Raw genomic sequence first — 13,669 nt, forward strand, 5'->3', positions numbered from 1 at the left:
AACTATGGAAAGACTAATCGTTGCTGGAGTTAATCATCGATGGAATGAATTATAGGTAGCTAAACGGACAAGCATAAAAAATATTAAACCACTTTGACTTTTGATTTAAAGTGGTTTTTTCTTTGAAAACATATACTGAAATACAAAAGGTTTAAAATGAGCCCCGATAGAATTGAAAATCCTCCCGATTTTTATTAGGGAGATTCTTCACTTAAACTTTATTTTATTGGAGTTCAGTGAACTTCGTTTGCAATGAATGGCCGGACAAAACGTCTTTAAAAAAATAAAGATTTACGCTCCTTAAAATAAAAATCGTAATTTTGCCAACTTCCCAAATTATCGGGATTATAAATATATGAGAACCAAATCGTTAAAAAAAAATAGAATCAACGTGATCACCCTTGGGTGTTCAAAAAATGTATATGATAGCGAAGTCCTAATGGGACAATTAAAAGCTAGCGGAAAAGATGTCGTTCACGAAGAAGAAGGCAACATTGTAGTCATCAATACTTGTGGGTTTATAGATAATGCGAAGGCAGAATCCGTAAATATGATTCTAGAATATGCCGATAAAAAAGAACGTGGATTAGTTGATAAAGTATTCGTTACCGGATGTTTATCTGAACGTTACAGACCGGATTTAGAAAAAGAAATCCCAAATGTTGACCAGTTTTTTGGCACTACAGAATTACCTGCATTGCTAAAAGCTTTGGGCGCAGATTACAAACACGAATTGCTTGGCGAACGTTTGACAACGACTCCTAAAAATTATGCTTATCTAAAAATTGCCGAAGGTTGCGACAGACCTTGTAGTTTCTGTGCTATTCCGTTGATGCGAGGAAAACACGTTTCGCAAACCATAGAAAAATTAGTAAAAGAAACCGAAGGATTGGCAAAAAATGGTGTAAAAGAAATAATTCTTATTGCACAAGATTTGACGTATTACGGCTTGGATATATACAAAAAAAGAAATCTTGGCGAATTATTAGAAGCTTTGGTAAAAGTAGAAGGAATCGAATGGATACGTTTACATTACGCCTTTCCTACTGGATTCCCGATGGATGTTTTGGAAATTATGAAGCGCGAACCAAAGATTTGCAACTATATTGACATTCCGTTGCAACACATTTCGGATGCTGTTTTGAAATCGATGAAGCGCGGCACAACTAAAGAAAAAACCACTAAATTATTGCAAGAGTTCCGTAAAGCCGTTCCTGGAATGACCATTAGAACCACATTGATTGTAGGTTATCCTGGCGAAACTCAAGAAGATTTCGAAACTTTGAGAGACTGGGTTCAGGAAATGAAATTCGAACGCTTAGGTTGCTTTACTTATTCACATGAAGAAAACACAAGCGCATATGATTTGGTTGACGATGTTCCCGAAGATGTAAAAAAAGATCGTGCCAATGAAATTATGGAACTTCAATCTCAAATTTCTTGGGATTTAAACCAAGAGAAAATCGGCAAAACTTTCCGTTGTATTATCGACAGAAAAGAAGGTGAGCATTTCGTAGGAAGAACAGAATTTGACAGCCCAGATGTTGATAATGAAGTGCTTATAGATGCTTCAAAACATTATGTTAAAACAGGAGAATTCGTAATGGTTAAAATTATTGATGCCACCGAATTTGATTTATTCGCAGAACCTGCTTAAATTTACAACAATAAAACACTCAAGATGAAAACTACAACTTTATTTATAACTTGTTTGATTATATTGATCTCAATAAATACGATTTCTGCTCAATATGGTAATAATGGATATGGAGGAAATGGTTATGGCAATGGTTCGCGGAATGGAATGAACCAAATGGGCGGAATGAATCAAAGAAGTGAGCCAGAAAAACCAAAAGAAATTCCCGCCGAAGAAATTGTAGCGAAATACATGGAAGACATGAAACCCGCAGTAGGACTAGATGAACTTCAATCCATTGCTATAACAAATGTTTTAGTTGAAAGCGTAAATGCACAAGGTAGAATTACCAAATTAAATTTATCTCAAGAGGACTTAATGAATGAATACAAAGCACTTGCAGAAAGCACCGACAGAAAAATAAATAATTTTTTGAATAAAGATCAAAAAGATAAATACCTAGCTTTTAAAGAGGATATAAAACAACCAAAAAAAAAGAAAGACAAAAAGAAAGGACAAGCTCCTGAAAATAAAGAAAAATAAATGGTATGAAATCGCCACTAACAAAGAGTTTATTGCAAATAATTGAATAATCATCGAACTCCGATGAAAATAAAGTATTGTGAGTAAACACCAATAAGAAAAAGGCAATACCATATATGACCGCTGAAAAAACAAAATTTACATATATGAAACACAAAGTACTTTACACTTTCTATTGTTTAACAATATCAGTTATTATTGTTTCTTGTTCTTCTAATCCTTATAAAGCAAGCAATAAATCTTATAAAGAACAACTAAAAGTCTACAAGGAAACCATATCCAATACTGAACCTGCACAATTAGAAACTAGTAACACTACCATATTACCACCTATTGATGTAACAACTATAGACCCACTAGCGCTTTATAAAGACACTTTATCTATAAAATCTCCTATTGCATTAATGAACGGAATCAGTACTGAGTGGATAAGCACGGTCAATTTTAATCTCAGAAAACCTAATTTTATCATTCTTCATCATACAGCCCAAGACTCATTAGCGCAAACATTAAAAACATTTACTACAACAAAACCCCAAGTAAGCTCTCATTATGTAATTGCTGATGATGGTCGGGTAGTTCAAATGGTAAATGATTATCTTAGGGCTTGGCACGGAGGAAATGCCATTTGGGGAAAAAACACCGATATTAATTCGGCATCTATAGGAATTGAATTAGACAATAATGGATTTGAACCTTTTTCAGATAAACAAATTATAAGTCTTTTGGCTTTATTAACAAAACTAAAAAAAGACTACAACATTCCTACTCAAAACATTATTGGTCATTCTGACATTGCACCTACACGAAAAACAGATCCAAGTAAGCTATTCCCATGGAAACTTCTCGCTCTAAATGATTTTGGCATCTGGCCAGACGAGGTACTAGAAACAGCGCCCGAAAACTTTAATGTAGAGCAAGCTTTACGAATTATTGGCTATAACACCAAAAATCTGTCTTCAGCAATAGCGGCTTTCAAACTTCATTATATTCAAACTGAAGTTGATAGCGTATTAGATGAAAAAACAATAAATACTATCTATAGCATTTACAAGAAACAATAACCTATACACACATAAAAAAAAGGCTTTTTGAAATATTCAAAAAGCCTTTTTTTGTTGGTTTGATACTCAAAAAACCTTCATAATTTATATTTATTCAGCAAAATCATTTAAAATAGAATTTAATCTCGTTTTGGATTTAAATACCAATAACTTTTATAAAAGTTCCATTTGTCAGTTCAATTGCCACCGATAACTATTCTAGAATAACGATCGAACTCGATGTCAATGTTGTCAATATAAGGATAAATACACAATAAGTATGTCATTTCGAACAGAGGGAAAATCAAATAACGAGAGAAACTAATGAAATTTGTCCTTCGTCGAAATGGAAAAAAAATACAATATTGGCATTGTTACCGTAGTAACAAAATATAATTGGACTATAACTATTGCATTCTTTTTGTATATCTTAAGTTCGATTATTAAGGTATTAATTTTAATCAGTTCAAATTTTATTTAATTTTTTTTCAAAAAAAAAGCCAAGACACTAAAATTAGCATCTTGGCAAAAAATATTTTTAAAATTTTATATTGTTTTTCCTAGAATCCGTAAACTACGGCTAGAGTAGCTTGAGAAGCAGCCTTAGTTGCAGCCATATCAGAATCTGTGAAATATTCATCTGAATTACTATCCAATCTAAACTCAGGAATAAAAGTAAAACCTCCAACTTTGTAATTAGCAGATAAAGTAAAAGCAGTTACCGATTGATCCGCATCAATACCATACAAATCCGCACCTTCTTTAGACTTAAAATATTCAGCACGCAATCCTAATGCAAAAGCATCGGTAACAGCAACAGAAGGGTACAAAGCAAATCCAGTATAACCAACTTCACCTTCGTTAGACCAATCTGCTACATTTAAGCCCAATTTGAATTTTTCAGAAAGTTGAAATGTTGCAGTCAAATCGATAATAGTTCCGCTCACTGAACCGTCCATAAAGTTAAGGTATGCGCTTACGCCCTCAGACGCATAAGACAATTGACCTCCAACAGCATTTAACCCTTTGGTAGGATCAGCTTGATAATTATTCCAGGTATCATTAAATATACCTAACATTGCCCCAAATTTATCAGATATTTTATAGTTTGCTTTTATACCAGCGTTTTGAAATGGTCCATTAGTAAACAAATATGAGGTAGAATAGTGGAAATTAGCCACTGGAGATATTACCTCATAACCAATAAATGTTCCCATATAACCTGCAGTCATACTAAATTTATCAGTAAAAGCATAAGTAGTATATAAATTTTGAATGTGGAAAGATTGTCCAGCTACATCTGGAATAGATTGACCTGCACCTCTTGGTCCAAAAGACAGTTCACCTACAAACGAGGCTTTACCGTACGATTTCTTTAAAGCAAAATCAAGCATACCTAGAGAAAGTGAATTTTGATCCGATGCAAAACTTGTTCCAATGTTTGCGTTTTTCGAAAAATCATACTTATAATACAAATCTCCAGAGCCAGATATTTCTAAAGGAGTAGATGTTGGAGTTTCAGTTGCATCCTGAGCAAAAGTTATGCTCGTAATCATTAATGCTAAAATTAGTGTTACTTTTTTCATGTTTGTTTTAGTTTAATTATTGATTTAGTTTTAATTGTTTTTAAATTTGTGGCTATCAAATACATTTTTCAACTATTAAGAAAACATCATTTAATAGTTAAAACTTGTGACTTAATTAACTTTTCACTGAGGCAAATCTATCAACTTTTGTTAAACTAAAATAGTATAAAAAGGCTTATTTAACTTTTTCGCTAAAGAATTATTGATAACCAAAAATTGATTGCCAAAAAATATATTATCTTTATTAAAATGATTTTTTTTTATTATATTTTTATTTAGTTTTTCCAACTCACCCCCTAATTTTTAGACATTTTTGTAAAATAAATTTAAAAAAAGCTTAAAAAATCATTTTTTTTGTAACTAAATTTTCTAATACCCCCTAAAAAAATACCGTTCATAGATTTTATAAAAAATATAAATTAAAGTAAAATCAACTAACTAACTCCAGAAAAAACAGATTAATGAGGGTAATATTCTATTTTTTTTTGCTCTAAATTATCAAATTAACACATTAGTTATTGACTATGTACATGGCTAAACTTAAAGCTAGTTTCTGTCTAAAATTTATCGATTAAAAAGAACTACTATTCCCAAAAACTTTTGTATCCACAAATACTCGGCTGATAATTTTATTTTTAAATTCAATCCAATAATTTCAATTTCATATAATAATTCTATATTTGTAAGCTATGAATATAATCGCACGACTTTTATTGTTTATCTTCGTGAGCTTTCTAATTACGCCAGCAGTTATTAGTGTAATTGAGGAAGATGCAGACACGTCAGCATTTTATAGTTTTTCTGAAGAAGAAAAAACACATAAAGAAATTAAAGCCATTATTAATTTTGATGTTACGTGTACCGCAGTCGATTTATCTCAATTGAATTACAGTTCAATTTTCACTGAGAAATTTTCAAAGCACGATAATATTTCGTCCAAAATTTTTATTCCTCCACCCGAACAAGTTTAATACATTGTTGATTTTAGTTTTTAAAATCAATTTACCCATTTTTATATGGGAAAAATCTATGTATTTAATTTTTTAGTAAGGTATTATGACAAAAAAAATCAATCTTTTTGCCAACCTCAAATCTGATTTTGCTTCAGGTTTAGTGGTTTTTTTGGTGGCTTTACCACTATGTTTAGGAATTGCAATGGCTTCTGGAGCTCCCCTCTTTTCGGGAATTATAGCCGGAATTGTAGGAGGAATTGTAGTAGGGTATTTAAGTAAATCTCATATAAGTGTTTCTGGACCTGCGGCTGGTTTAACAGCAATTGTATTAACATCAATAACTGATTTAGGTGCTTTTGATATCTTTTTGACAGCTGTTTTTATCTCTGGTTTAATACAATTAGGATTAGGATTCCTAAAAGCAGGAGGTATTTCAAATTACATTCCAACAAATGTAATCGAAGGAATGCTAGCAGGTATCGGAATTATTATAATTCTAAAACAGCTACCACATGCTTTTGGATATGATAGTGATTTTGAAGGTGATATGGCCTTTTCACAAACAGACGGAAGCAATACATTTTCGGCTTTATTAGGCATTTTCGATTATATTCAACTAGGCTCAATCATCATCGCAGCTTTATCCATATTGATTTTAATTGCTTGGGATAAACTTCCTTTTCTAAAGAAATTAAAATTAATTCCTGGAGCACTTATCGCGGTTATCTTAGGTGTGCTATTAAATGAAATTTTCATCTCAACCGGAAGTTCATTGGCAATAGGGAAAGAACATTTGGTTTCGTTACCAATCCCATCTACATTTGAAGAGTTCAAACAAATTATTGTAACTCCTAATTTTTCTGGGATTACCAACCCAAAAGTGTGGATTGTTGGTCTTACTATTGCAATAGTAGCGTCAATAGAAACATTATTATGTGTTGAAGCGGCTGACAGAATGGACGTTCACAAACGATATACAGATACAAATATTGAACTTAAAGCACAAGGAATTGGTAACTTGGTTAGCTCCCTTTTAGGTGGTTTACCTATGACGTCGGTAGTGGTTCGAACTTCGGCAAATAATAATGCTGGTGCTAAATCTAAAATGTCTACCATTATACACGGTGTACTTTTATTGTTGAGCGTTTTGACAATTCCTGCAATCTTGAATAAAATTCCATTGGCAACATTGGCTGCAATCTTATTGTTGGTAGGTTATAAATTAGCAAAACCAGCTACATTCAAACATTTTTGGGAGAATGGAAAATACCAATTTGCTCCATTTATTACCACATTACTAGCGGTTGTATTTTTAGATTTATTAAAAGGTGTAGCTTTGGGATTAATCATAAGTGTTTTTGCCATCTTACGTGGAAATATGAAAAGAGCTTATCACTTTAGAAAAGAACAATATCACGATGGAGATGTCATTCACATTGATTTAGCCCAAGAAGTATCTTTCTTGAATAAAGCTGCAATTAAAGAGACTTTAAGTAAAATTCCGGGAAACTCAAAAGTAATCATTAATGCTCAAGATACTGTTTACATAGCGCACGATGTATTGGATTTAATAAAAGAATTCAAAAAAATTAGAGCTAAAGAAGAAAATATTAAAGTAAAATTGACTGGATTTAAAAAAGAATATGAATTAGAAAACACAGGTGAAGAAGAAAAACACGTATTCGTTACAACAAATTTAAATAAACTCCAAGAAAAATGAAAACACATACTAAAGAATCGCAAGCACAAATTACAGCGAGAATAGCATTAGAATATTTACAAGAAGGAAATGATCGATTTATCAAAAATTTGAAAGCCAATCGCAACTTATTACAACAAGCAAATGAAACAGTAGAAGGGCAATGGCCATTTGCTACAATATTGAGCTGTATTGATAGCAGAACATCGGCTGAATTAATTTTTGATCAAGGGTTGGGAGATATTTTCTCCATAAGAATTGCAGGAAATGTAATCAATACAGACATATTAGGAAGTATGGAATTTGCTTGTAAAATAGCAGGTTCAAAACTAATTGTAGTTTTAGGTCACAGCAAATGTGGTGCGGTAAAAGGAGCCTGCGACCATATTGAAATGGGTAATCTTACTGAATTATTGTCCAAAATACAACCAGCAGTTTATCAAGAAAAAACTACCAAAACCGACCGATCTTCAAAAAACGGTTCATTTGTTGAAAATGTTTCGGTTATTAATGTAAAGCGAAATGTAAAAAGTATCATTGAGCGTAGTTTTATTCTGGAACAAATGGTCGAAAATGGCCAAATTGGAATTATAGGTGCTATGCATGACATTGAAACGGGAAAAGTTACTTTTTATCCAGATGTAATGTATATCAAAGATGATAAAAATTCGAAATTTTCCGTAACAGATTTAAGGCTTTAGTAATTGTAGCAATACTAGAAATTAATATAGGTTAAGTTTAAAATCACTACATTAGTATCCAATAATTTAGTGCTATTTTTTTGTTTATAAGTCAAAACAATATCTTAAAAAATATGTTTATTCCTAATTCACTCCAACTAACATTTACAACAAAGTTTAACTATTGGATTAAATTTGTATTATTTCAAATGAAACAGCCCTAAAAAAAAGGTGTCTTTACAATAAAATTGCAACAAAAATACCTCGAAAATAAACAAAAAAAAGGTTTACTAAAACGTCAAATCACTTGTAAAATAATCACTTTATCGTTAAATAGGAAAAATGAAAAAAATGAAAAACAACTTGATTCTAACACTGTTAATTTCGACTTATTCCTTAATCTGGATTAGTAACAAACTATCGTTGGTTTTAGAAAATGAAAAATATGGTTTTTATAAAATAGTTGAAAATAGTGACCCTAAAAATGAAACTGAAAATAAATTAGACTCTGAATTTTTAAATGAAATCGCATTAATAATTATAGAAAACACTAACTATTCTGAGACTAAAAAGGAAATTATTAGTTATACTTTTAAAGTGAAAGAGGTTTGTATTGAAAAAAACTTACCTCCGCCAGAAGCATCATAATTGATTTTAAACAACACAATTGCTAAATAGCATCACATATATTCCTTAGTGATGCTAATAACAAATCACGAATATCTAATTAAAAATCAATTAAAATGAAAAATATTTTAACAATAATAGCTGTAATTATTACAGCGAATCTCTTTGCGCAAAGTCATGAAATCATCAAACATAATGGAGAAAAATTAGAAGTAAACTTTATAAAAGCTGAAAACAATTTAATTTATTACTCCATTCCGTCGAGTACTGAAGAACAAAAAATCAGTAAACATGCTGTGGCTCAATTAAACACAAAGTCAACAAACAGTTCTAAAACTATTTCTAAAAAGATTCAACTAACTCAGAAATCAGATCATAAAAAAGTGATAATCCTCAAAGAATCAGAAACAATTGGATTAAATAAATCGGAAATGATAACTGGCTTTATCGGAAAAGTAAAAGGACAACCTTATTACGAATTGAATAAACTGATAGAAAATAGTTTACAACAAAAAGCAGCAATTAATGGAGCCCCATTTATTGTGCTGGTTTCCAAAGACCCAGAAAATTTAAAAGCAATTACTTATACTTATTAAGGGTTTTTAAAATTAAAAAAAAAGCTGTCTCTAAAAAGACAGCTTTTTAATGAAATTTCATAAATCCAATAATTATATTCAATAATTACCTATTTGATTGTCATTCTTCCCTTATTATTAATCATAAATAATAAAAGATCATAAAGTATAATTAAAAATAATTTATACTTTTCTATAAAATATTGAATCAATAAGTTCAAATATTTTTTCTTTGTCTAAAGGTTTAGAAACATAGGCGGTAAAGCCTAATTCCATAATTTTCTCATAATCTTCAACCGAAGCATAAGCAGTTTGTGCAATTACAGGAAGTTTTGGATTAAAAGAATTTATAATTTTAAAAGCTTCAAAACCGTTCAAAACTGGCATTTTAATGTCCATTAAAACCAAATGAATATCTACGTTTTCTCTGCATATATCAACTGCTTCTTGACCATTAATCGCTCGTAAAACTTTATATTTTTTTAATTCTAAGATTCTCTTTATCAATAGAAAATTAATATTATCATCTTCTGCGACCAAAATTGTTTGATAATTTTGTTTGACAGCAACATTCAACACATTGATTTGATTTGGAATTGGAATTGGAATTGATTCGTCATAAATTAATGGAATTGTAAACTTAAACTCAGAGCCTACTTTAATTTTCGAATGTACACTTATTGTTCCGCCAAGCATTTCGATATATGCCTTGGATATAGCCAAACCAAGACCTAAACCGCTTAGTGCAACCGAAAACTCATCTTCAATTCTCCTAAATCTATCAAAAATTACTTTTAAATTTCCTTCGTCTATTCCTAATCCAGTATCTTTTACGATAAACTCTATATTTTTATCTTCCTCATTAATTTGATAGCCAAAGGTAACTTTCCCTTTTACAGTATATTTAATGGCATTAGAAATTAAATTGACGATAATTTGCTTTAGTTTTACCTCATCAGTAAGAATATTATTTGAAATACAAGTCTTATTTTCAACAAAATATAAATCTAATTCTTTATCATTAGGAATTGTAACTCTAATAGTTTCATACAATTCTTTAACACAAGCATCTAAATCAATTCCTTTATAATTTGGCGAAATTTGTTTAGAATCAATCTTAGACATTTCAATTAAATCTTCAATAATTGAAACTAAATTAATACCACAATTTTTTATTATTTTTAAATATTCTTGTTTAGATTTATCGCTTAAATTTGGTTCATTCAATAAATCGCTAAATCCAACTATAGCATTCATTGGAGTCCGGATTTCGTGAGACAAATTAGCTAAAAAAGAGGATTTAAGTTTGTCACTTTCCTCAGCCTTTTCCTTTGAAAGCTCTAACTGTTTCCGCTGATAATTATTCTCTTCGAATAAATTACCAATATAACCAAACTCACCAGGCTGATTTTTTAAAACCGCTATTGAAGTCTCATTTCCTGTCTCTAGAACATTTGTAATGGTCTTCAAAGGTTTGTAAATCCATTTTCTAGAGAAATATAAATAGATGAAAATATTGATAAAAGAAGCCAAAATTAATACTACAAGAATTTCCTTTGTGTTCCTAAAATGCAAATTAAAAGATCTTTTAAAAACTAAATTTGCAAGATCTGTTTGGTTATAACCTTTCAGTTTTACGATAGCTTCCAGAGCATCTACTTCAACATTACTTTTACTATTGAGCGCTACTAATTTTACTTCAGAGCTACTAATTTCACCAAGATTTTTAAAATAACTTTGATCTAAAAGTCGAGCCATAAAAAAATAACCTGAAGGTTTGGTTTTGTTTTTTTTAGGATCATTTGAAGGATGTATTGTGGCTCCAAAAACTTCGATAACACCCTCTGGAATTTTCATATAAAAACGCATCAACTTCGATTGATACAAACGTGTCATAACCTCTTTTGGAATAAAATTTTTGGTTTTAATTTTTGAATTTGAGGTTTTAACAATAAACTGACCTTCAATATCATGAACTCCTAAATAATCAACTTCGTAAGTTTCAAATTGGCTTGCAACATTGGCTTTGTACCAATTCTCATCTTTAGATTCTGTAAATTTTTTTAGTTCATTCCAAAAAGTAATATCAATAATGGTCGAAATAGGGGTTTTTGAATAGAGCTTAATAATTGAGGATACTTCATTATAATATTGTTTTTGAGTAGTTTTATATAAATTATTTTCTTGTTTAGTAGTATAAACATAAAGAGCTACATATAACAAAAAAAATAAAACACTAGTGCTAATAATCAATATTAATAGCTTAAAGTAGGTATTGTAATCACGAAATTTTTTCATAGAACTGGGTAGAATTCACAAAATTACATATTGGTCATAAAGATAATTTAATTTAATAATTTGAGTACATAAATATAATATATCTGATAAAAATTCTATTTTTAATCCTACTAATTAATACTACTGGCCGAGAAACATAAGGGAATTAGAAAATTGTATTGAACGAACCGCTATTCAGTGCACCGACCGAGTCATTAGAATAGAAAATCTTCCTCCAAAACTTCAAACCGCTCAATCATCGAATATGTTTAGCATGGGAACACATCAAATTATTGTGGAAAAAGTGGAAAAACAATTAATTATAGATTGCCTGAATGCCAAATAGAAATATTTTGCAAACCGAAAAACAACTCTACAATTCGAACCGAAAACTAGGATTACGAATTGAAAAATACAATATTAATGTAGATAAAGACAAAAGAAAAGTTATTAAATTCCATTATACCATTTGTAAATTTGTCCTCCAATCGGTTCAATTAGTCTGACTTATAAAGGGATATTGCCGTGTTTTCGATTTGGAGTAACACTTACTTTATTTTCGAGCATGCTAAATGCTTTTATCAATTTACGTCTTGTATCCTGTGGTAGAATCACTTCGTCAATAAAACCACGTTGGGCTGCAATATAAGGATTGGCAAACAAATCAGCATATTCTTTTTCTTTTTCTACAAGTTTAGCTTCGTGATCCTCAGCATCACTAATCTCTTTTTTGAAGATAATTTCAGAAGCTCCTTTGGCTCCCATTACTGCAATTTCAGCGGTTGGCCACGCAAAATTCATATCTGCACCAATGTGTTTAGAGTTCATTACATCATAAGCACCACCGTAGGCTTTTCGAGTTATTACGGTCACTCTTGGCACAGTTGCTTCGCTCAATGCGTACAACAATTTCGCTCCGTGAATAATAATACCTTCCCATTCTTGATCAGTTCCGGGAAGAAATCCAGGAACATCAACCAAGACTAGTAATGGAATGTTGAAACAATCGCAAAAACGAGTGAATCTGGCTGCTTTTTTGGAACTTTTAACCCCTAAAACACCTGCTAAAAAAAGTGGTTGATTAGCAATAACCCCCACACTTCTTCCCGCTAATCTTGCAAAACCTACGATGATATTTTCGGCATAATTTTTATGAATTTCATAAAACGAATCTTCATCAATAATTCCCGAAATAACTTCATGCATATCATACGGCTTATGTGTACTATCTGGAATCACAGTGGCCAATTTCATTCTTATTTCATCGCCCAACTCATAAGGCAACTTCTCCGGGGTTTCTTTGTTACTTTGAGGCAAATAACTCAACAATTTCTTTAAATCATCCAAACATTCTTGATCATTTCCAGAAGTAATATGAGCAACACCCGATTTAGTAGAATGTGCTATTGCACCACCCAATTCTTCAGAAGTTACGGTTTCGTTTGTTACCGCTTTTACCACATTTGGACCTGTGACAAACATATAACTAGATCCTTCTACCATCATCGTAAAATCGGTCATTGCAGGCGAATAAACGGCTCCACCAGCACAAGGTCCCATAATGGCAGAAATTTGAGGAATCACCCCACTAGCTTGTACATTTCTGTAAAAAATATCGGCATAACCACCAAGCGAACGAACTCCTTCTTGAATTCTAGCTCCACCCGAATCATTCAAACCAATCATTGGCGCACCCATTTTGACTGCCATATCCATCACTTTGCAGATTTTTTCGGCATGTGTTTCTGACAAAGAACCTCCAAAAACTGTAAAATCTTGAGCAAAAATGTAAACCAATCTTCCGTTTATGGTTCCGTATCCTGTTATAACTCCATCGCCATAATATATTTCTTTATCCATTCCAAAATCAGTAGTTCTGTGAGTTACCAACATACCAATTTCTTCAAAAGAGCCTTCGTCCATCAAATACTCTACACGTTCTCTTGCCGATAATCTTTTCTTTTCATGTTGTTTTTGAATGCGTTTTAAACCCCCTCCCAATTTGGCTTGAGCGATTTTATCATTTAGTTCTTGTATTTTATTTTCCATG

Annotated in this window: 11 protein-coding genes and 1 pseudogene; 9 read left to right on the top strand and 3 right to left on the bottom strand. The window is 31.3% G+C overall.

Features of this window, described 5'->3' with window-relative positions; genetic code table 11:
* The first annotated feature begins 355 nt into the window (after positions 1 to 355).
* The 3 genes from rimO to FNW17_RS14920 all read left to right on the top strand — a co-directional run bounded on the left by rimO (position 356) and on the right by FNW17_RS14920 (position 3,243).
* Entirely contained in the window at positions 356 to 1,657 is a 1,302-nt protein-coding gene (rimO, locus tag FNW17_RS14910) for a 30S ribosomal protein S12 methylthiotransferase RimO (RefSeq protein WP_143391642.1), read from the top strand.
* A 24-nt stretch (positions 1,658 to 1,681) separates the two neighbouring features.
* Entirely contained in the window at positions 1,682 to 2,179 is a 498-nt protein-coding gene (locus FNW17_RS14915; RefSeq protein WP_143391641.1) for a hypothetical protein, read from the top strand.
* 146 nt (positions 2,180 to 2,325) lie between these two features.
* Complete coding sequence (locus tag FNW17_RS14920) at positions 2,326 to 3,243, top strand: N-acetylmuramoyl-L-alanine amidase (RefSeq protein WP_143391640.1); 918 nt, start codon at positions 2,326 to 2,328, stop codon at positions 3,241 to 3,243.
* Positions 3,244 to 3,782: 539 nt separating this feature from the next.
* On the opposite strand, the gene FNW17_RS14925 is transcribed toward FNW17_RS14920, so the two are convergent.
* Positions 3,783 to 4,808, bottom strand: coding sequence for a porin (locus FNW17_RS14925; RefSeq protein WP_126563116.1), 1,026 nt, complete (start codon positions 4,806 to 4,808; stop codon positions 3,783 to 3,785).
* Between the two features lie 689 nt (positions 4,809 to 5,497).
* Here FNW17_RS14925 and FNW17_RS14930 point away from each other — a divergent pair.
* The 5 genes from FNW17_RS14930 to FNW17_RS14950 all read left to right on the top strand — a co-directional run bounded on the left by FNW17_RS14930 (position 5,498) and on the right by FNW17_RS14950 (position 9,363).
* Entirely contained in the window at positions 5,498 to 5,779 is a 282-nt protein-coding gene (locus FNW17_RS14930) for an aminoacyl-tRNA hydrolase (protein ID WP_144072060.1), read from the top strand.
* Between the two features lie 85 nt (positions 5,780 to 5,864).
* On the top strand, positions 5,865 to 7,481 hold the full coding sequence (locus tag FNW17_RS14935; protein WP_144072061.1) for a SulP family inorganic anion transporter: 1,617 nt from the start codon (positions 5,865 to 5,867) through the stop codon (positions 7,479 to 7,481).
* Positions 7,478 to 8,161 (top strand): carbonic anhydrase family protein, encoded by a 684-nt coding sequence (locus tag FNW17_RS14940; protein WP_143391637.1) that lies wholly within the window; start codon positions 7,478 to 7,480, stop codon positions 8,159 to 8,161. Before FNW17_RS14935 ends, FNW17_RS14940 begins: the two co-directional genes overlap by 4 nt.
* Before the next feature lie 321 nt (positions 8,162 to 8,482).
* Positions 8,483 to 8,788 (top strand): hypothetical protein, encoded by a 306-nt coding sequence (locus FNW17_RS14945; protein WP_143391636.1) that lies wholly within the window; start codon positions 8,483 to 8,485, stop codon positions 8,786 to 8,788.
* A gap of 95 nt (positions 8,789 to 8,883) precedes the next feature.
* Entirely contained in the window at positions 8,884 to 9,363 is a 480-nt protein-coding gene (locus FNW17_RS14950) for a hypothetical protein (protein ID WP_143391635.1), read from the top strand.
* 162 nt (positions 9,364 to 9,525) lie between these two features.
* On the opposite strand, the gene FNW17_RS14955 is transcribed toward FNW17_RS14950, so the two are convergent.
* Positions 9,526 to 11,640, bottom strand: a complete 2,115-nt coding sequence (locus tag FNW17_RS14955; RefSeq protein ID WP_144072062.1) for an ATP-binding protein — start codon at positions 11,638 to 11,640, stop codon at positions 9,526 to 9,528.
* Positions 11,641 to 11,770: 130 nt separating this feature from the next.
* Between FNW17_RS14955 and FNW17_RS16840 the strand changes: the two are divergent.
* Positions 11,771 to 11,965 (top strand): annotated as a pseudogene (locus tag FNW17_RS16840) (AAA family ATPase); the annotation flags it as partial.
* Positions 11,966 to 12,126: 161 nt separating this feature from the next.
* Here the strand turns inward: FNW17_RS16840 and FNW17_RS14960 are convergent.
* Positions 12,127 to 13,668: an acyl-CoA carboxylase subunit beta gene (locus tag FNW17_RS14960; RefSeq protein WP_144072063.1), complete on the bottom strand. Its 1,542-nt coding sequence runs from the start codon at positions 13,666 to 13,668 to the stop codon at positions 12,127 to 12,129.
* Position 13,669 lies beyond the last annotated feature (1 nt).

Source organism: Flavobacterium franklandianum (assembly GCF_007097365.1).
Classification (GTDB): Bacteria; Bacteroidota; Bacteroidia; order Flavobacteriales; family Flavobacteriaceae; genus Flavobacterium; species Flavobacterium franklandianum.

What these genes read in the sequence shown, in the direction of transcription:
- rimO (WP_143391642.1), top strand. Translation starts at nt 356, where the DNA reads ATGAGAACCAAATCGTTAAAAAAAAATAGAATCAACGTGATCACCCTT.
- FNW17_RS14915 (WP_143391641.1), top strand. Translation starts at nt 1,682, where the DNA reads ATGAAAACTACAACTTTATTTATAACTTGTTTGATTATATTGATCTCA.
- FNW17_RS14920 (WP_143391640.1), top strand. Translation starts at nt 2,326, where the DNA reads ATGAAACACAAAGTACTTTACACTTTCTATTGTTTAACAATATCAGTT.
- FNW17_RS14925 (WP_126563116.1), bottom strand. Translation starts at nt 4,808, where the DNA reads ATGAAAAAAGTAACACTAATTTTAGCATTAATGATTACGAGCATAACT.
- FNW17_RS14930 (WP_144072060.1), top strand. Translation starts at nt 5,498, where the DNA reads ATGAATATAATCGCACGACTTTTATTGTTTATCTTCGTGAGCTTTCTA.
- FNW17_RS14935 (WP_144072061.1), top strand. Translation starts at nt 5,865, where the DNA reads ATGACAAAAAAAATCAATCTTTTTGCCAACCTCAAATCTGATTTTGCT.
- FNW17_RS14940 (WP_143391637.1), top strand. Translation starts at nt 7,478, where the DNA reads ATGAAAACACATACTAAAGAATCGCAAGCACAAATTACAGCGAGAATA.
- FNW17_RS14945 (WP_143391636.1), top strand. Translation starts at nt 8,483, where the DNA reads ATGAAAAAAATGAAAAACAACTTGATTCTAACACTGTTAATTTCGACT.
- FNW17_RS14950 (WP_143391635.1), top strand. Translation starts at nt 8,884, where the DNA reads ATGAAAAATATTTTAACAATAATAGCTGTAATTATTACAGCGAATCTC.
- FNW17_RS14955 (WP_144072062.1), bottom strand. Translation starts at nt 11,640, where the DNA reads ATGAAAAAATTTCGTGATTACAATACCTACTTTAAGCTATTAATATTG.
- FNW17_RS14960 (WP_144072063.1), bottom strand. Translation starts at nt 13,668, where the DNA reads ATGGAAAATAAAATACAAGAACTAAATGATAAAATCGCTCAAGCCAAA.